Annotated in this window: 16 protein-coding genes; 10 read left to right on the plus strand and 6 right to left on the minus strand. The window is 37.2% G+C overall.

Features of this window, described 5'->3' with window-relative positions; all coding sequences use genetic code 11:
- Positions 1-163: 163 nt before the first annotated feature.
- Positions 164-1,516: an MFS transporter gene (locus RHO12_04100; protein WVD66965.1), complete on the minus strand. Its 1,353-nt coding sequence runs from the start codon at positions 1,514-1,516 to the stop codon at positions 164-166.
- A gap of 203 nt (positions 1,517-1,719) precedes the next feature.
- Here RHO12_04100 and pyk point away from each other — a divergent pair, with 203 nt between their 5' ends.
- Together pyk and RHO12_04110 are read left to right on the plus strand one after the other, a co-directional pair.
- A complete protein-coding gene (gene pyk / locus RHO12_04105) occupies positions 1,720-3,147 on the plus strand; it encodes a pyruvate kinase (protein ID WVD66966.1) in 1,428 nt (475 codons plus the stop codon).
- A gap of 113 nt (positions 3,148-3,260) precedes the next feature.
- A protein-coding gene (locus RHO12_04110; protein ID WVD66967.1) for an IS1182 family transposase occupies positions 3,261-4,672 on the plus strand; the annotation gives its coding sequence in 2 pieces (ribosomal slippage) (positions 3,261-3,834 and positions 3,834-4,672; 1,413 coding nt in all).
- A 70-nt stretch (positions 4,673-4,742) separates the two neighbouring features.
- Here RHO12_04110 and RHO12_04115 read toward each other — a convergent pair.
- Complete coding sequence (locus tag RHO12_04115; GenBank protein ID WVD66968.1) at positions 4,743-5,849, minus strand: cupin domain-containing protein; 1,107 nt, start codon at positions 5,847-5,849, stop codon at positions 4,743-4,745.
- Positions 5,850-6,054: 205 nt separating this feature from the next.
- On the opposite strand from RHO12_04115, the gene RHO12_04120 reads away from it, so the two are divergent.
- The 5 genes from RHO12_04120 to fucO all read left to right on the plus strand — a co-directional run bounded on the left by RHO12_04120 (position 6,055) and on the right by fucO (position 12,175).
- Positions 6,055-6,807: an IclR family transcriptional regulator gene (locus tag RHO12_04120; protein ID WVD66969.1), complete on the plus strand. Its 753-nt coding sequence runs from the start codon at positions 6,055-6,057 to the stop codon at positions 6,805-6,807.
- Positions 6,808-7,071: 264 nt separating this feature from the next.
- Positions 7,072-8,355, plus strand: coding sequence for an MFS transporter (locus RHO12_04125; protein ID WVD66970.1), 1,284 nt, complete (start codon positions 7,072-7,074; stop codon positions 8,353-8,355).
- A 68-nt stretch (positions 8,356-8,423) separates the two neighbouring features.
- Positions 8,424-10,025 (plus strand): altronate dehydratase family protein, encoded by a 1,602-nt coding sequence (locus RHO12_04130; protein WVD66971.1) that lies wholly within the window; start codon positions 8,424-8,426, stop codon positions 10,023-10,025.
- A gap of 59 nt (positions 10,026-10,084) precedes the next feature.
- Positions 10,085-10,987: a dihydrodipicolinate synthase family protein gene (locus RHO12_04135; protein ID WVD66972.1), complete on the plus strand. Its 903-nt coding sequence runs from the start codon at positions 10,085-10,087 to the stop codon at positions 10,985-10,987.
- 36 nt (positions 10,988-11,023) lie between these two features.
- Positions 11,024-12,175 carry a lactaldehyde reductase gene (gene fucO, locus RHO12_04140; GenBank protein WVD66973.1) on the plus strand — a complete coding sequence of 384 codons (1,152 nt, stop codon included), beginning with the start codon at positions 11,024-11,026 and terminating at the stop codon, positions 12,173-12,175.
- A gap of 146 nt (positions 12,176-12,321) precedes the next feature.
- Here fucO and clpA read toward each other — a convergent pair whose 3' ends face one another.
- Both clpA and clpS read right to left on the minus strand, forming a co-directional pair.
- On the minus strand, positions 12,322-14,550 hold the full coding sequence (gene clpA, locus RHO12_04145) for an ATP-dependent Clp protease ATP-binding subunit ClpA (protein ID WVD66974.1): 2,229 nt from the start codon (positions 14,548-14,550) through the stop codon (positions 12,322-12,324).
- Positions 14,547-14,852: an ATP-dependent Clp protease adapter ClpS gene (gene clpS / locus RHO12_04150; GenBank protein WVD66975.1), complete on the minus strand. Its 306-nt coding sequence runs from the start codon at positions 14,850-14,852 to the stop codon at positions 14,547-14,549. Before clpS ends, clpA begins: the two co-directional genes overlap by 4 nt.
- A gap of 94 nt (positions 14,853-14,946) precedes the next feature.
- Between clpS and RHO12_04155 the strand changes: the two genes are divergently transcribed.
- From RHO12_04155 to RHO12_04165, 3 genes are read left to right on the plus strand one after another with little or no spacing between them, the layout of a single operon-like run.
- Entirely contained in the window at positions 14,947-15,888 is a 942-nt protein-coding gene (locus tag RHO12_04155) for a VirK/YbjX family protein (GenBank protein WVD66976.1), read from the plus strand.
- 24 nt (positions 15,889-15,912) lie between these two features.
- Positions 15,913-16,821 carry a lysine exporter LysO family protein gene (locus RHO12_04160; GenBank protein ID WVD66977.1) on the plus strand — a complete coding sequence of 303 codons (909 nt, stop codon included), beginning with the start codon at positions 15,913-15,915 and terminating at the stop codon, positions 16,819-16,821.
- Between the two features lie 23 nt (positions 16,822-16,844).
- Positions 16,845-17,240 carry a YchJ family protein gene (locus RHO12_04165; GenBank protein WVD66978.1) on the plus strand — a complete coding sequence of 132 codons (396 nt, stop codon included), beginning with the start codon at positions 16,845-16,847 and terminating at the stop codon, positions 17,238-17,240.
- A 13-nt stretch (positions 17,241-17,253) separates the two neighbouring features.
- Here the strand turns inward: RHO12_04165 and RHO12_04170 are convergent, their stop codons facing one another.
- Positions 17,254-17,976 (minus strand): UDP-2,3-diacylglucosamine diphosphatase, encoded by a 723-nt coding sequence (locus RHO12_04170; protein ID WVD66979.1) that lies wholly within the window; start codon positions 17,974-17,976, stop codon positions 17,254-17,256.
- Positions 17,977-17,978: 2 nt separating this feature from the next.
- Positions 17,979-18,470 (minus strand): peptidylprolyl isomerase B, encoded by a 492-nt coding sequence (gene ppiB, locus RHO12_04175; protein WVD66980.1) that lies wholly within the window; start codon positions 18,468-18,470, stop codon positions 17,979-17,981.
- Positions 18,471-18,509 lie beyond the last annotated feature (39 nt).

Consider the following 18,509-nt stretch of genomic DNA (forward strand, 5'->3'; position numbering starts at 1 on the left):
TATTGCTATTACTATGAATGTAATAATAAAAAAAGGCAACTACCAATAATCTATTCCATGAATTGTTATAATTAATAGATAAAGCTAAAAATAGAGTAATACAGCATAAAAAATCGCCCTCAATTACACGTAAATGGGGCGATATAATTGCGTAACGCTATTGTTATTCTAACGCTTTGCCTTTCGTTTCTGGAATTAGGAAGAAGAAAGCAAATGCAGAGAGTAAATAAGCTCCTGAGAGTAATGCTAAAGCATAGCTAATTGAATATTTAGTCGCCAAATAGCCAATTAAAACTTGCGCAATTCCCGCGATCCCGCGTCCGACATTAAAGATAATATTTTCAGCACTTGAGCGAGCATCGGTTGGATAATGTTCTGCAAGAAGCGCACCATATCCCCCCATCATTCCATTAACGAAAAAGCCAATAACAGAACCAAAAATAATCAGTACAACCATGTCTGTCTGCTGAAAGTAAAACCAAATAGAAACAGATGAAATTAATAAGAAAATAATATAAGAAGGACGGCGACCTAATTTATCACATAACCAACCAAAAATAATAATACCCGCTACCATGCCGATGGTGGTTGAAATAGTCCAAAATGTTGTGTTTTTAAATGGCAATTTTAATTCATTAGCTATCATAGTCGGCATCCAAACCATCAAACCATAGAAGCCAAAATTCTGTACAGTACAAGCGATGGTTAAACCAATTGTAGTAAAAATGGTCCGTGGATTTTTAAATAGCTTACCTATTGAAATCGTATTTTTATTACTATCTTTTAGCGTCTGCCAGATTTCGGGTTCTTTTAATCCCTTACGTGTCCAAGCGACAAATAATGCAGGAAGAACGCCTACGGCAAACGCCCATCTCCATCCCAAATAATCGCCAATAAATGTAACCGTAAGCGTCGCTAAAATAATACCTACTTGGAAACCTAGAGCAACAATAGACGTCGCTCTAGAACGCTTATGTTTCGGCCAGCTCTCTGAGACTAATGTCATTCCAATACCAAACTCACCACCTAAACCTAAACCGCTTAAGAACCTAAATAGTGCAAATGTCTCATAATTTGGCGCAATCGCACACAAACCGGTAAAAAATGAGAAAATCAAAATCGTCCATGAAAAGACTCGAACTCGGCCATATTTATCGGCCATGATACCAAAAATAATCCCGCCAAAAACCGCACCTAATAGTGTTATGGTATTTAATATGCCTGCTTCGGTTGGATTTAAACTAAAATAGACCATAATCATTGGCATACAAAAGCCCAGCAACATAATATCCATACCATCTAAAGCATAGCCGACTGTCGATGCAAATAACGTTTTCTTTTGATATGGTGTTGCTTTGGTCGTTTCGCTCTCCGTTTGCGTTGCTACCTCTAACTCACTTGTCATTGCTACCTCAAATATTATAATTAACGTGTTACTATTCATTTTCGATAAAAAATATGCTTGCCATTTTGCTTGATCTTCAATAAGAAAGCAAAAAATATGCCATTGAATCAATTAATACTCCCCCATACCACATAAAAAATAATAATATGCAATCAATATCAAAAAGGAAACTAACTATAATAAATGACTTAGGTCACATTTTTTCTACGATTATTGAATAATGATTATTTAATAACCTTTATTTTGGTATATTAATTTTACTTACTAACTCGTTTAGATAGATAAAATTATATTTATATCGCACTGGGGAAATCATGAAAAAGACTAAAATTGTTTGTACCATGGGACCGTCAACAATCGAAGCTCATGTAATTGAATCATTAATGTTAAACGGTATGGATGTCGCTCGGTTTAATTTTTCTCATGGTAATCAAGCAAGTCACCAAAAACACATGCGATTGGTAAAAAGTATTGCAGCAAAATTAGATATTAATATCGCAATTATGCTCGATACTAAAGGGCCTGAAATGCGGTTAGGCAAATTTATTGCCAATAAAGTAACGCTCTTGCAAGGCAATCGGTTCACCTTAACTGGGCGAGAGATTGAAGGCGACGAAACAGCTGTGTCAATTAATCACAAATATCTAGCGCAAGAAGTTAATATCGGCGATAAAATCTTACTTTCTGACGGGTTGGTGAGACTAACCGTCATAGACATTAAAGATCTTGATATTATTACTACTATCGAAAATACCGGGGAAATGAGTGATCACAAACGCGTCGCAGTTCCTGGTGCAAACCTTAGTTTACCATTTTTATCTAACAAAGATGTTGATGATATATTATTTGGCTTAAAAGAAGATATTGATTTTATTGCCGCCTCATTTGTGCAACGCGCCGAAGATCTAGAAGCAATCAAAGCACTATTACAGCAACATTCAACGACGGTCAAAATTATTGCTAAAATTGAAAATGCTGAAGGTGTCAAAAATATGCAACAAATTCTTGATGTCGCCGATGGATTTATGATTGCTAGGGGCGATTTAGGCGTAGAAATTCCTGCTGAAAGGGTTCCGTTACTACAAAAACAAATGATAAAACTTTGTAATCAAGCAGGTAAGCCCGTTATCACTGCTACGCAAATGTTAGAAAGTATGACTATCAACCCAAGACCTACCCGCGCAGAAGCTAGTGATGTTGCTAACGCAATCTTAGATGGCAGTGATGCCATAATGCTAAGTGGAGAAACGGCATCGGGGGCTTATCCTCTTGAAGCCGTGCAAACAATGACCGCGATTGCAAAGTGTATTGAACCCACTTTAGACAGTGAAGTCAGTCTCTCTCGTTATGGTTATCACAAAACCGTAACCACCAATGCGATTTGTCATGCTTCGGTGCAAGTAAGCCATGAACTCAATGCAAAAGGTATTATTACCGTAACGGAGAGTGGTACTACAGCACAAATCGTCTCAAAATATCGCCCTTCAACGCCAATATTTGCCGTGTCTCCATATGAAAAGACATTGCGTCAACTACAACTTGTTTGGGGCGTGATCCCAATTAAAGGCAACGAAAAAGCCAAAAATACTGAGTTAATGATCAGAGATGCTATTAAGCAATGCATGAAAAAAGGCTACCTTACAATAGGCGATGAGGTCATTATTACTGCTGGCGTACCGTTAGGCAAAGTAGGAACAACCAATATGATATTTGTTAATACAATAGGTCAAGATGATGAGTAGTTAAAGAAAATTAAATGGGGGATTCCCCCCATCAGATTGCTGACAAAGAACTCGCTTTTTAGCGAGTTTTTTGATCTAATAGTGTGGTGTGTAACTATCAAAGGTATGTCCCGATGCTTAGAAAACCGACACCAGCAACCCCTGAAAAAATAGAACAAATATCGCTCGAAGCCCTTGTTCCTCAAAACCACCTTGTCCGTAAAATTGCTAAGATTATTGATTTCGAATTTATTCGTGATGCAGTGGCGTCCCTTTATTGTAAGGATAATGGACGCCCGGCAGAAGATCCCGTCAGATTATTCAAAATTATGTTATTAGGTTATCTTTTCGGCATTCCCAGTGAGCGGCGATTGGTGCAAGAAATACAGGTTAACTTAGCTTATCGTTGGTTTTTGGGGATGGGATTAACCGAAAAAGTGATTGACGCGTCAACCCTAAGCCAAAATCGTCGACGTCGATTTAATGATAGTGACATTTATCAACAGATTTTTGATAATATTGTCGAGCAAGCTATCGCGAAAGGCTTAATTAGCGGCCGTATCTTATATTCGGATAGCACGCATCTTAAAGCCAGTGCCAATAAGGGAAAAGCATGTAATGAAAAGCGTATTATTGAGCCGAGCCAATATATTAATGAGTTAAATAAAGCAATTGAGGAAGAGCGGGCTACACATGGAAAAAAGCCTTAGCACCAAGGACGGAAACACGGTATAAAGCCGTTAAAATCAGCACCACCGACCGAGAAAGCGGTTTTATGCATCGGGAAGGCAAACCTAAAGGGTTCTTTTATCTTGACCACCGAACGGTTGATGGTAAACATAATCTAATTACCGATACGCATGTTACGGCGGGAAATGTTCATGATTCTCAACCTTATCTTGCTCGGCTCAAACGGCAGGTCACTCGGTTTAACTTTGCGCCTGTTGGTGTGGGTCTTGATGCGGGGTATTTTACCGCCCCTATTTGCCATTTATTGTTAGCTGAGCAGATATATCCCGTAATCGGTTATCGCAGGCCGAATCATGGCGCGAATGCCATACGAAAACGGCAGTTTATTTATGATAGTCAACGCGATACCTATACCTGCCCCAATGGGCAATCACTGATTTATAAAACAACAAGTCGTGAAGGTTACCGTCATTATCATTCTAAAGCATGTGTTTGCAAGCAGTGTCCGTTATTATCACAGTGTACACAAAGTAAAAATAGTCTGAAAATCATTACTCGCCATATCTGGGAAGCCGATAAAGAAAAAGCGAATAATATTCGTCTAAGTAAATGGGGTAAAAAAGTTTATGCGAGACGAAAAGAGACCGTCGAGCGAAGTTTTGCTGACGCCAAACAACATCATGGACATCGTTATGCGAGATTTAGAGGGCTTGCTAAGGTTCAAATGCAGTGTTTGTTAGCCGCAACAGCGCAAAATATAAAAAAAATAGCGCTAAAGCTATTTTTATTGCTCTATTTTAGGTCACTTTTGAATGGATTTAATAAAATTTCAATTAAAAATCGTATTTATGGCTAAAATAAAAAAATAAACCCCGAATAATATCGAGGTTTGTCAGCAATCTGATGGGGGATTCCCCCCATCTGTATTATTCAAAGTACCAAAAACCTTTATTAACAAATTCAAGTAAACCTGCCAATAATATTTTATCATGTAACTCTTCACTCGATAGTTCATCTTTTTGGCATAAGAGATCGATATAGTGTTCTGCTAACTCGATTCGCTCACCATTTACATAACCTTTATTACTCAATTTAAAAATACGAATACTGGCTACGCGGTATAAATGCGCACCACTCTCCACTTCCGCAATAAATTCATCTAATGAGTAAGGAGGATCTAAAGGAATAATATTAAGTTCATGCATCGGCTGCGTCGTTTGCTTACCAAACCAGTCAATAAATAGCGCATTATCATGAATTAATGTGCACATCTGTGATTTAAGTATTTCAATTTCGTAAGAGTTGATCTGATAAGGTTTGTCCGATAACTGTAAACTTGGGTCTTGGTAAAAAATTCCTTCGGACACATTATCTAAGACATAATCTGCAAAGCCAGTTAATAATTCTTGTGATGTTGGTGTTCTAAACCCTATCGAATAGCTTAAAGATTCGGTCAAGCTTACTCCGTCATGCGGATAGCCAATAGGAATATAAAGAATATCGCCGGGATTAAGCTCATCATCAATGATTGGTTCATACGCCTCTACATGTAATAGCGCTGCATGGGCGCTAAACTGGTGATAATTAGGATTACGATCACCCACTTTCCAACGACGCTTGCCCATACCTTGAGTGATAAAAACATCATAATTATCAATATGCGGTCCAACCCCTCCTTCAGGGGTAGCATAAGAGATCATCAAATCTTCAAATTGCCAATGTGGTAATACCTTAAAAGGCTCAACTAACGTCGCCGCATCTTGATGCCAATGATCCACCGCTTGGACAAGTAAGCTCCAATTGCTTTCGCCCAAATGACTATATTCCTCGAATGGACCATATTTTGCGTCCCACTTACCATTTTTATTGCTTACAATGCGGCTTTCAATTTCACTTTCGACAGCCAGCCCTGCAAGTTCGTCTGGCGTGATTGGGTCGACAAAGTTAGGAAATGCCTGCCGTAATATTACTGGTTTTTTTTGCCAATAATCTTTGAGAAACATTTCCCAATCTATATTTAAGCGATTATTCATAAATAAACCCTTTATTAAAAATAGTTTCATGCATTTTGACCAATAATAAGATTGTGTCAATATAATTGACTATATTAATTGAAGTCGCCTGTTATTAGACTAATATTAACGCCGTAAACTTAATATTTAGTCAGTATACCGAAATTTAGTAAAATCATTTATACTGATCAACAATTCTGATAATTTATTAAGCTGATCTAAAGCAATGACATCTATATCAACTCAAGCACCAGCAATTGATAAAGCCAATCGAATTTTTCATTTTATTGCACAACATGGCGGTGTTACCTATACACAAATATATCAAGGATTGTCTTTACCACAAAGCTCGACGTCGGCATTATTAGCTAGCTTAGTGGCGAATAACTTGCTAAGGCAGAATGGTAATAAATATTTTTTAGGCCTCGTTTTTTATGAATTTGGCAATAAATCAGTGGAACAATTTAATATTCGAGAACTCGCCATCGCCCCCCTTACACAGTTACGAGATAAAACTCACCTAGCTTGCCACCTAGGTGTTTTAGATGGAGATTCAGCAATATACCTTGCTAAAGTCGATAGCCCGAATGCTATTATGGTAAAAAGTTGGCTAGGTAAACGGTTATCGCTACATTGTTCGGGATTAGGTAAAGTATTATTAGCTTGGTTACCCGAAAAACAGATCGATTTTTTACTTCCTGATGAAAATTTACCCGCACACACTAAAACAACCATAACCACAAAGACTGAGTTCAAACAAGAACTGGAAAAGGTGCGTAAAAATGGCTGGGCATTTGATAATGGCGAAGATTTTGAGGGTGTCACTTGTATTGCGGTACCTGTATTTGACCATAAAGGTAATGTAGTTGCAGCAATTAGCACATCTGGTGTCGTATTCCAAATGCCCACAGATAAAATTGAAATTTTCGCCGAATATGCGATTGAATCAGCCACAACGCTAACACAAAAAATGAGTTAACTCTTAGCCACAATATAATAAAGCGATATTATCGACTATCCAATAGGATGATCATACTGATTATTGTCCTCAATACAAGCACATTGGTACTATCATTAGGATATAAATAATATAAAGCATGATCTAGTTCACATTCTTTACCTTCAAATTATGTTTGATATTGTTATATCAAACTAACCTCTCTAGAATAATTTCATTATACAGATATAAATCTCAATATACTGGCGTAATAATAAAAATTATAATTTAAAAAGAGGTAACGTAATGACTATTCATACTTTTGATAATCCAGTACTCAATTCTGCTATAAAAAAGACATGGCGAAGGTTAATACCTTTCATGTTCATAATGTATTTTGTTGCCTTCATTGATCGAGTAAATATTGGTTTTGCTAAAGATGCGTTTGCAGCTGATATCAATCTCAGCAACGAAGCTTATGCGCTAGGGGCAGGAATATTTTTTGCTGCTTATGCGTTATGTGGCGTGCCCGCTAATTTAATGATGAATAAACTAGGTGCAAAACACTGGTTAGGTGCCACGACTATGTTGTGGGGACTATTATCGGCGTTAACAGGTTTTGTCACCAATGAAGTCGAATTTATTATCCTCAGGTTCATATTAGGAATGGCTGAAGCGTGTTTTTATCCAGGTATTTTATTACTCGCTTCAATTTTTTTCCCTAATAAAATTAGAGGTGCGGCTATCGCTATTTTCGTCTTAGGTGTACCTTTAGCATTAACGCTTGGTTCACCAATATCAGGCGCATTGTTGGAACTTCATGGCTTATTAGGCAAGCCTGGCTGGTTTTGGATGTTTGTGCTTGAAGGACTTCCCGCTGCATTTTTAGGATTGGCCTGTTTTTTCTTTTTAGACAATAAACCTTCAGAAGCTCGTTATTTAACACAAGATGAAAAAGACGCCTTAACCACTCAATTAGCTTTAGAACAAAAATCGACTACCACCAGTAAAGTAACTGACGCACTTAGAAATATTAAAGTGTGGCACTTAGCATTAATTTATGGAACAATCCAAATTGGTGTATACGGTTTATTGTTTTTCCTTCCATCACAAGTTGCTAATTTAATGGGAACTAGCCTAGGTTTTAAGGCATCATTAGTTGCCGCAATTCCCTGGGCTATTTCAGCGCTAGGCGTATATTATATTCCACGTTATGCTGATAAATACTCAAATAAACGCGTTAGTATTTCTATTATTTGTATGCTGGCTGCTGCAATTGGACTTGCTGTATCGGCATTTGCAGGACCGGTAACTGCAATTATTGCACTATGTTTTTGCGCCACCGGTTTTCTTGCTGTACAACCGGTATTTTGGACTTTCCCACCGCAAATCCTAACTGGTTCGGCCTTAGCTGCCGGCATTGGATTTATTACCACGATAGGTGCTTTTTGTAGCTTTCTTGCCCCAATGATTCGAGTTTATTCAGAAAAAATAATGAACAGCGATGTAGCAGGCTCCATAACTTTATCTTTATTTACCATTCTCTGCGCAATACTGATTGGACTTTTAAGGAAAACCTATAATAAGTAAACAACGATTAATAATACTATCAATGAAGTTATTGAATAAAAACAGACAGCTAATAGTAGAGGCAATTTATGCAAAAAATATTACAAATTAACGACAATGATAATTTAATCGTTGCCTTAAAAGATCTGAAAAAAGGAGAATCAGTTATCTGGAACAACCATTCTTATGTTTTAGCCACTGATGTGCCTGCCAAACATAAATTTACCACTCAAGAGATAAATATTGGTGATATTTTATACTTATATGGTTTACCTGTCGCCAAAGCAACGGTCAAGATAGAAAAAGGTGCCATGATTACGACGCAAAATGTCAAACATTATGCAGCCGAAGTCAATTTAGATAATCGCTCTTATAATTGGACACCGCCAGATGTGAGTAAATGGCAAAATAGAACCTTTAATGGCATCATTCGAGAAGATGGGCGAGTCGGCACCGCTAATTATTGGTTAATTATCCCTCTCGTATTTTGCCAGAATAGAAATGTATTAAAACTACAAGAAGCCCTAGCGGCACCTCTAGGTTATAAGCAAACGAGCTATGACCAAGTTACTAAAAATTTATTAGGCTGCCATTCAAGCGATCCGCAAGAAAGTTTAACAAACCGAGCATTTGCTAATGTCGATGGTATAAGAGCATTAACTGTTAATAGCGGCTGCGGTGGAACAGCGACAGACGCAACCTCGTTATGTAAAATTTTAGCTGCTTACGCCGATCATCCAAACGTAGCTGGCATTACAGTTTTTGCTTTAGGATGTGAAAAATCACAAGTCAGCATCTTTGATGAACAGCTGAAATTACGTAATCCTAATTTTAATAAACCTTACCTTTTCTTCCGCCAGCAAGAATGGCAAAACGAAGAAGAGATGATGACCCTCGCCATTAAACAAACATTTGAAAAACTGACAGTGGCAAATCAAGTGACACGCCAGCCCGTTCCCCTATCTAAATTAAAGTTAGGTGTTAAATGTGGCGGCTCGGATGGTTTTTCGGGTATCTCAGCTAATCCTACCATGGGGATTGTGTCTGATATTGTGGTGAGCTTAGGTGGCGCATCGGGGCTGGCCGAGTTTCCTGAGTTATGTGGTGCCGAAGGTGATATGGTTGCACGCTGCATTAAAAAAGAAGACAAAATCCACTTCTTGGATCTAATGAATCGCTATGAAGAAGAAGCAAAATTATGTAATGCCTCAATTGCTGACAATCCGAGTCCAGGAAACATAAAAGATGGTTTAATTACTGATGCCATAAAATCAATTGGCGCCGCTAAAAAAGGAGGACATTCACCTATTTCGGCAGTATGCGATTATGGCGACCCAATGGCTGAAGAGGGGTTATCACTAGTTTGTACGCCAGGTAATGACGTTGAAGCAGTAACCGGGCAAGTTGCTGCAGGCGCTAATATTGTAATTTTTTCAACAGGCTTAGGAACGCCTACTGGTAACCCGATTGTTCCTGTTTTAAAAATTGCCACAAACTCGATAACTGCGAATAAGCTTAGCAGCATGATTGACTTCGACTGCGGGCCTGTTATTGAAGGAACATCTCTACAAAGCCTAGCTGATGACTTGCTAGAGTTAGTTATCAAAACAGCGAGTCATGACTATATTGTTAAATCCGATCGCCTTGAGCAGTATGATTTTATTTTTTGGAAAAGAGAAGTCTCTTTATAAACGATTTAATCGATAAATTTTAATTTCGAGTAGTCTCGAATAGTTATGAGGTAAGACAAATGATAAACCAACTTAACAGCAGCAATAAACTTGCAGGTGCTATCTGCCCTTCTGTTACGCCATTTACAACAGAGGGAAAGATTGATTTTAAAGCGCTAGAACAACACTACAAACGATTAACCGATGCAAAACTAAACGGTATTCTTGTAATGGGAACCATTGGCGAGTTTGCTAATATGAACATCGAAGAGAGAGGCTCATTAATTGAGCAGGCAAGAAAAATGACCTCATTACCTTTGATTGCGCACATTTCTAGTACAGTTATTAGTGATATGTTAATTCTGGCAGAAAAAGCTTATAGCAACGGTTATGATGCGGTTATGATCTTACCGCCCTATTATTATGGTCAAACTGCAAATCAATTAATTAGTTACTTTCAATACTTAGACAGTCAATTATCTGGCAATTGGTACATTTATAACTTCCCTGCAAGAACGGGGTGTGACGTTGATGCTACAATTGTTAAGCACTTAGCAACAAGCTGCCCTCGTTTTATGGGCATTAAAGACACGGTCGATTGTGCATCTCATACCCGACTCATTACCTTAGAATCACAAAAAATTCGTAATGATTTTAGTGTGTTCGCTGGCTTTGATGAATATTTTATACCTAACCTAATGAATGATGGTGCAGGCGTTTTATCTGGACTAACCAATATTGTCCCTGAATTATTTGTAGCAATACTTGATGCATACAAAGCTAATGACTTATCTACGGTTAAAAACTTGCATAAGAAAATAGCGAAACTTTCTGAAATTTATTTAATCGGTGAAGATTTTGTGACGACAATCAAAAGTGTAGTGGCAGAAAAATTTGGTTATATGCAACCCATCTCGCGTAATTTTAATGGCAAAATTGATAGCGCACAATTAAGAAGAATCGACGATATTTTAAATTCTTAATTAATAGATACTATAATAATTTATAAGGAGTCACAAATGACCTACCGCATGATATTAAATGAAACATCTTACTTTGGTGCAGGCTCTATTAGTCATATTGTTGATGAAGTAAAAAAACGTGGTTTTAAAAAAGCCTTAGTGGTAACAGATAAAGATTTAATTAAGTTTAATGTTTCGACCAAAGTCACTAACTTGCTCGACCAGACAAATTTAAGCTATCAAATATTTGATGACGTTATGCCCAATCCAACGATTGCCGTTGTACAAAAAGGGGTACAAACATTTAAAGATTCAGGTGCTGATTACTTAATCGCAATTGGTGGCGGATCGCCGCAAGATACCGCCAAAGCAATTGGTATTATTATCAATAATCCACAGTTTGCTGATGTTCGTAGCCTTGAAGGTGTTGCACCAACGACTAAAGCGGCAGTGCCGACAATTGCTATCCCAACCACAGCGGGAACAGCAGCAGAAGTTACTATTAACTATGTCATCACTGACGAAGAGAAAAAGCGTAAATTTGTTTGTGTTGACCCTCATGATATTCCTACTGTTGCCATCATTGATAGTGACATGATGGCAAGTATGCCCGCAAATTTGAAAGCAGCAACAGGTGTTGATGCATTAACTCATGCTATCGAAGGTTATATCACAAAAGGAGCATGGGAACTCTCCGATATGTTCCACCTTAAAGCGATTGAGGTCATTGCTCGTTCACTACGTGACTCGGTCAAAGGCATCAAAAAAGGTGGCGAAGACATGGCATTAGGACAATATATTGCAGGTATGGGCTTTTCTAATGTTGGGTTGGGATTAGTGCATGGAATGGCTCACCCACTTGGTGCGTTTTATGGCACTCCACATGGCGTCGCAAACGCGGTATTACTTCCGCATGTTATGGCTTACAACGCAGAGTTTACAGGAGATAAATATCGGGATATAGCGAAAGCAATGGGGATAAAAGATACCGAATCAATGCCGATAGATATTGCTCGTCAAGCTGCTATTAACGCAGTTAAACAACTAAACCAAGATGTTGGTATTCCTGCTACATTAAAAGAGATCGGCGTTAAACAACACGATATTATAGCGCTAGCACAAGCGGCATTTGATGACGTTTGTACTGGTGGTAATCCGCGCGACACTAGCATAAAAGAAATTGAAACACTCTATAACGCGGTTTATTAATCACTGCTGTTTTATAGGATTATAATAATAATTATGCATGGATGCTGATAATGTGTCATTAAATTACACAGAGATTATTAATAGAGGTAGGTTGCCTTCCTACCTCTTATTTTTATTAATGGTAAAGGTATCACGCTAACTAAAATTTATTTAGTACCGTAGATAAAGCTCAATTTCTCATTTTTTAAACTAATTTTAACTTTACCACCTTGTTGCAATTTGCCAAATAATAACTCATTAGCGATCGGCTTTTTAATTTGCTCTTGAATTACTCGAGACATTGGCCTTGCGCCCATTGATTTATCATAACCTTTTTGCGCCAGCCAAACTTTAGCCTCATTGCTTATCATGAGATCAACTTGTTTATGATTTAGCTGTTGTCGTAGTTGAGCTATAAATTTATCGACAATTAGCCTCATAATTGACTTGCTTAAATGTTCAAACCAAATGATATTATCTAATCGATTACGAAATTCTGGACTAAAGATACGATTAATTTCAAACATTGCATCATGGCTTTTATCTTGCAATGAGAATCCGATTGAAGACTTTACGGTTTCTTGCACGCCAGCATTAGTGGTCATCACTAAAATAATATTCCTAAAATCAACCTTACGACCGCTACTATCAGTTAACGTGCCATTGTCCATAATTTGCAATAATAGGTTATAAATATCTTGATGGGCTTTTTCTATTTCATCTAATAATAGAACTGCATGAGGGTGTTTAATCACCTGATCGGTTAATAGTCCACCGTTTTCATAGCCAACATAGCCAGGAGGAGAACCAATTAAACGACTGACCGTATGCGATTCTTTATATTCAGACATGTCAAAACGTAACAACTCCACGTTCAATATTTTAGCTAACTGCAAAGTCACCTCAGTTTTCCCTACTCCCGTTGGGCCAGCGAAGAGAAAAGCCCCAATCGGTTTATGGTCTAAACTAAGCCCAGCTCGATTAAGCGTTATGGCATCACAAAGTACATTAATCGCATTATCTTGCCCAAAAACAACCGACTTTAATTCTGCCGACAAATTTTGCAATTTTATTTTATCTGGAGTAGATACTGTGCTTTCAGGGATCCGCGCCAGCTTAGCAATAATTTTTTCAATATCGCTAACATTAATCGTTTTCTTGCGTTGGGCACTAGATAGCAACCTATTCTTGGCCCCTGCCTCATCAATAAGATCAATAGCTTTATCAGGTAAAAAACGCTCAGGTAAATACTTAACGGATAGCTCTACCGCGCTCTTTAACGCTTTTGCGGTATAGTGGACTTGATGAAACTGCTCATAGTAAGCTTTAAGCCCTTGTAAAATTTTGACCGAGTCTGCAACAGATGGCTCTTTTATATCTATTTTTTGAAAACGCCGCGCTAATGCATGATCTTTTTCAAAAATTCGACTATATTCTTGATAGGTTGTTGAGCCAAATACTCGCACTCTGCCTGATGATAATAACGGTTTAAGTAAATTAGCGGTATCAACCTTACTTTCTCCGGTCGCGCCAGCACCTATAATCATATGGATTTCGTCAATAAATAAAATACTATTTGGCTCAGCTTCTAGTGCTGCAACTAATTCATTAAAACGCTTCTCAAAGTCACCACGATAAGTTGTACCCGCAATTAAAATTGAAATATCGAATGAATAAATTGTGGCATTTGCTAACACGCTTGGAACACGATTGTGCTCAATTAACCACGCTAATCCTTCAGCTATTGCTGTTTTGCCGACTCCCGCCTCACCGACTAAAATAGGATTATTTTTACGACGGCGACATAAAACCTGCATCACTCGCTCAACATCATTTTCTCGTCCAATTAATGGATCTATTTTCCCTTGTCTAGCTGACAAATTGAGATTTGTTGTATAGCGCAATAACGGACTATTCTCTTCATTATTATCGTTACTATTTGTTAAATCGTCAGTGTTTTCAGGCTTAGCTAATTGGTGGGATAGATAGCGTGTTAGCGTGAGCAAATCGAGTCCACTGCTATTTAATAGGTAAGCCGCATAACACTCTTGTTCTTGAAGCATTGAAACCAGTACATCACTACTCATAACCTCTTGTTTCCCTGATGATTTAACTTGAATAAGTGCACGTTCAATGACTCGATGAAAAGCAACGGTGGGCTCAGTTATATACTCACCATCATGGCGAGAGGAGAAACTACCATTTTGCTCAATAAAAATAGTTAACGCGTTAATAAGATCATCTATGTCAACATTAAGTGCTGACAAAATATCAACAATTGAATTATCGCTTAGCAATGAAAGTAACAGCTGTTCCACCGTTAAATATTCATATCCCAAAGACTGAGCGTGATTAAAAGCATCATTAATTACGCGCTGTAGCTGCTTATTCATCATGATGAGACTTTCTCCATAGTACATAGTAAAGGGAATTGATGTTCTGTTGCATAATGAGTCACTTGAAATACTTTTGTTTCAGCAATTTCAGCCGAATAAATACCACAAATTCCTTTCCCCTGTTTATGGACCGCCAACATAATTTCAGTGGCACTATGTTCATCATGATTAAAAAAATGCATTAAGACCTCAATCACAAAATCCATCGTGGTATAGTCATCATTATGCAAAATGACTTTATATTTAGCGGGTGGGGCGATATTTTTTACATTTAATTTATCAACGACTTGTTGTTTACTCATATTTAATACTCTACTAAAAGCACTTTATCGGGTATGATACTCATTTTTATCAGTGATTTATACACAAATTAACATAATTGCTCGTACAATACATATGAACAACATTCGAAAAATAACAGCGCCGAAAAATAAAATGGAGCTATTTAAATGGCTTTGCTCGGGTAAACTAATTCTTAATCCTCTTTGGCAAGATTGGCGATATCGTTATAAATTTTTTTTACGAACTATTTTTCTTAGCCCGAAAACATTTACTTGGCTAGAACATTTAGCTAATTATCCTTTGCTTGGTTACTATTTATCAAGACAAACTAATTTACCTTGTAAGTTACAACGCCCCTATTTATCATCGAGTATGAATAATCAAGCGCGTCTACAAGCCTTAATCTATCATTATAATTTTCTTGCGACACACAACGATAAAATTACTCAAGCCTTTTATGATGATACCCCATATATGCTTGCCGAACTGACAGTCAAAAATGAAGAGCGAATTAATATTTTTATTCAAGCTGAAGATAAATACTCCCGTGAAGGGGAGCTGAGTATTTGTGTTTATGACCAAAATGGTGTTGACCTCGCAACACTGACATTTTCAATAATCAATTATCTGGGTAAATCAACATTATTTATCGCGGGTTTACAAGGATCGAATAGTAAAGATGCAAGAGCGACGATTCAGCAAGCAACCAAAGCATGCTATGGATTATTTCCTAAACGACTGGTCGTTGAGTGCGCTATTCTTTTGGCTAAATATTTTCAATTAGAACAAGTCCTCGCTGTGGGAAACAAAACTCACATTTACAATAATTGGCGCTATAAAAGCCGATTTAAGCAGCTTCATTCAGATTATAACGATTTTTGGCAGACACTTGACGGGCAAGCAGATCGCCAAGGGCTCTATATTCTGCCAAGCAATATTACGCGTAAACCTATTGAAGATATTGCAAGTAAAAAACGATCCGAATATCGTAACCGCTATCTACTATTAGATAACTTAATGCAGCATATTGAAGATCGTTTATCTCACTTGCAATAAAATATTATTTTAAAGGATAGTTTTATGTTATTCGGTGTTTTGATAGCATTAATTCCATTATTTATCGGTTATTTGATAAAATTATCGAATAAAGCATGGCTCAACAAAATTAATCAATCTTTAAGTCTGATTATTTACTTAATTTTATTTTTAATGGGTAGCGAACTCGCACAACTTGATGATTTACTTAGTCATTTAACAACAATTATTTCATCAACATTATTATTATTTATTTGTACATTTGGCTTGAATATGGTCTTTTTGTTAATATTTGATATTGCCTTACCATGGCGCAATACTAGCCCAAGTAATCAAGAATTGGCGTCACGTTTTAAAATGATTTTAGAGTCTTTACGAATCTGCTTAGCCTTAATTTTAGGATTTATCTGTGGTCTGATCCCCTCCTCTATTTGGCAATATAATGACCTTTCCTCTAAAGTTATCCTGGTTATTTTGTTAGTTTTGGTTGGTATTCAACTGCGCAGCAACAATATTACCCTAAAACAAATATTGATTAATAAAGTCGGCATGATCACAACGCTTACGGTTATCTTTAGTGCACTCTTAGGTGGTATTGCAGTCTCTTATTTATTATCCCTGCCTATGCATACGACAATGGCGATGTCTTCTGGATTTGGTTGGTACTCGTTATCTGGCATACTTATGACTGAAGCTCAGGGCCCTATCATTGGTAGCATTACTTTTTTAAATGACATTATGCGTGAACTATGCGCCATTATTTTAATTCCAAGCCTAATTAGGCGTTTTAAATTAACCTCATTAGGCATTTGTGGTGCCACCTCGATGGATTTTACCTTACCGATGTTACAAAAAGGGGGGGGAATTATGATAGTGCCACCGGCTATTGTACAAGGCTTCTTACTCACCCTAATAATGCCAATACTCATGTCATTCCTTAACTATTATTTTTAGTCTATTTTGAGCGACAATAAATCATGAATAAAAAAACCGTAAACTTATGCCCGTGCGGTACAGAAAAATCTTATAAAGATTGTTGTGAACAATATCATTTATGGCAGAAAAACCCGCCAACGGCCGAAATATTAATGCGCTCACGTTATAGTGCCTATGCACTACATAAAGCAGATTATTTAATCAAAACATGGCATCCTCAAACTCTGCCTAAAAAGCTAGATGAAGAGATAAGTGAAGCCAAATGGATTGAATTAGTTATTAATAAAAGTTGGAATAGTGATCTACCTAATGAAGCATTTGTTGATTTTACCGCACGTTATCGCAATGCTAAAGGTAAAGCAGACAAAATGCATGAAATTAGCCGCTTTATTAGACATGGTGAACATTGGTTTTATGTCGACGGGAAATTTATCTAAATAATCATTATCGTTAATTATCTATTTTAATTAGCTTGAGCTCACCATGTTGATCTTGATGAATATAATTTACCCCATCATGCCAAGCCCCTAATACCATCCGCATCAACGGTTTGCCATCAACATTAAACTGATGGATGGCGGGCTTATGGGTATGACCGTGAATCATTACATTGGCGTGATGGCTATTCATCATTGATTCAACCGCTTGTTGGTTGACATCCATAATATATTCATATTTTTGTTGGTTATGCAGATTGCTTTTATGACGGAGCTTAGTCGCAATTTTTAACCTAACATATCGAGGCAATAATAAAAATAGACATTGTAACCATTTACTATGCATTTTTCGTCGAAATTTTTGATAGGATAAGTCATCAATGCACAGCAAATCACCATGCAAAATAACGATATTCTCGTCACTATTTTTTAATACGCTAACCTCTGGCAAAATTGTCATCGAGCATAATTTAGCAAAAGTCTGCCCCAATAAAAAATCACGATTACCATGGATAAAATAAGTCGCAATATTTCGCGACTTAAGCTGATTTAATTGTTGGCTAATTTGTTGCGATAACTGATCAACAATATCGTCGCCGATCCAATAATCAAACAAATCGCCGAGAATATAAAGCTCGCTATTACTCGGTAACGACTGTAAAAAATGCAAAAAGCCTGTTGTTATTCCAGGCTCATCTTGGTTTAAGTGAATATCTGCGATAAAAAAACGTTGCATTACTACTCTACAGTAACACTTTTAATCACAACATCTTCAACAGGAACATCAGCATGCATACCGCTACGCCCTGTTTTTACTGATTTAATTTGATCGACAACGTCTAAACCGTCAACAACTTTGGCAAAAACACAGTAACCAAAACCATTAGCATCAGGCGAGCGAAAATCTAAATAATCATTATCGACCACATTAATAAAAAATTGCGCTGTCGCTGAATGAGGATCATTGGTTCGCGCCATAGCAAGGGTACCTACGGTATTTTTAAGTCCATTTGCCGCTTCATTTTTAATCGGTGCTTTAGTTTTCTTTTGTTTCATTCCAGGCTCAAAACCACCACCTTGAATCATAAAGTTATTAATCACGCGGTGAAAAATGGTATTATCATAAAACCCTTCTTTGCAATATTCGATAAAATTTTTAACCGTCTCTGGTGCTTTATCGGCAAAGGTTTCAATTTTAATATCGCCTTTATTAGTATGAAAAATAATCATAATCAATTCCTTCCAATTTTTTTATTGTGTTAAATGTTA

Source organism: Orbaceae bacterium lpD02 (assembly GCA_036251875.1).
GTDB classification, from domain to species: domain Bacteria; phylum Pseudomonadota; class Gammaproteobacteria; order Enterobacterales; family Orbaceae; genus Orbus; species Orbus sturtevantii.

What these genes read in the sequence shown, in the direction of transcription:
- pyk (WVD66966.1), top strand. Translation starts at nt 1,720, where the DNA reads ATGAAAAAGACTAAAATTGTTTGTACCATGGGACCGTCAACAATCGAA.
- RHO12_04115 (WVD66968.1), bottom strand. Translation starts at nt 5,849, where the DNA reads ATGAATAATCGCTTAAATATAGATTGGGAAATGTTTCTCAAAGATTAT.
- RHO12_04120 (WVD66969.1), top strand. Translation starts at nt 6,055, where the DNA reads ATGACATCTATATCAACTCAAGCACCAGCAATTGATAAAGCCAATCGA.
- RHO12_04125 (WVD66970.1), top strand. Translation starts at nt 7,072, where the DNA reads ATGACTATTCATACTTTTGATAATCCAGTACTCAATTCTGCTATAAAA.
- RHO12_04130 (WVD66971.1), top strand. Translation starts at nt 8,424, where the DNA reads ATGCAAAAAATATTACAAATTAACGACAATGATAATTTAATCGTTGCC.
- RHO12_04135 (WVD66972.1), top strand. Translation starts at nt 10,085, where the DNA reads ATGATAAACCAACTTAACAGCAGCAATAAACTTGCAGGTGCTATCTGC.
- fucO (WVD66973.1), top strand. Translation starts at nt 11,024, where the DNA reads ATGACCTACCGCATGATATTAAATGAAACATCTTACTTTGGTGCAGGC.
- clpA (WVD66974.1), bottom strand. Translation starts at nt 14,550, where the DNA reads ATGATGAATAAGCAGCTACAGCGCGTAATTAATGATGCTTTTAATCAC.
- clpS (WVD66975.1), bottom strand. Translation starts at nt 14,852, where the DNA reads ATGAGTAAACAACAAGTCGTTGATAAATTAAATGTAAAAAATATCGCC.
- RHO12_04155 (WVD66976.1), top strand. Translation starts at nt 14,947, where the DNA reads ATGAACAACATTCGAAAAATAACAGCGCCGAAAAATAAAATGGAGCTA.
- RHO12_04160 (WVD66977.1), top strand. Translation starts at nt 15,913, where the DNA reads ATGTTATTCGGTGTTTTGATAGCATTAATTCCATTATTTATCGGTTAT.
- RHO12_04165 (WVD66978.1), top strand. Translation starts at nt 16,845, where the DNA reads ATGAATAAAAAAACCGTAAACTTATGCCCGTGCGGTACAGAAAAATCT.
- RHO12_04170 (WVD66979.1), bottom strand. Translation starts at nt 17,976, where the DNA reads ATGCAACGTTTTTTTATCGCAGATATTCACTTAAACCAAGATGAGCCT.
- ppiB (WVD66980.1), bottom strand. Translation starts at nt 18,470, where the DNA reads ATGATTATTTTTCATACTAATAAAGGCGATATTAAAATTGAAACCTTT.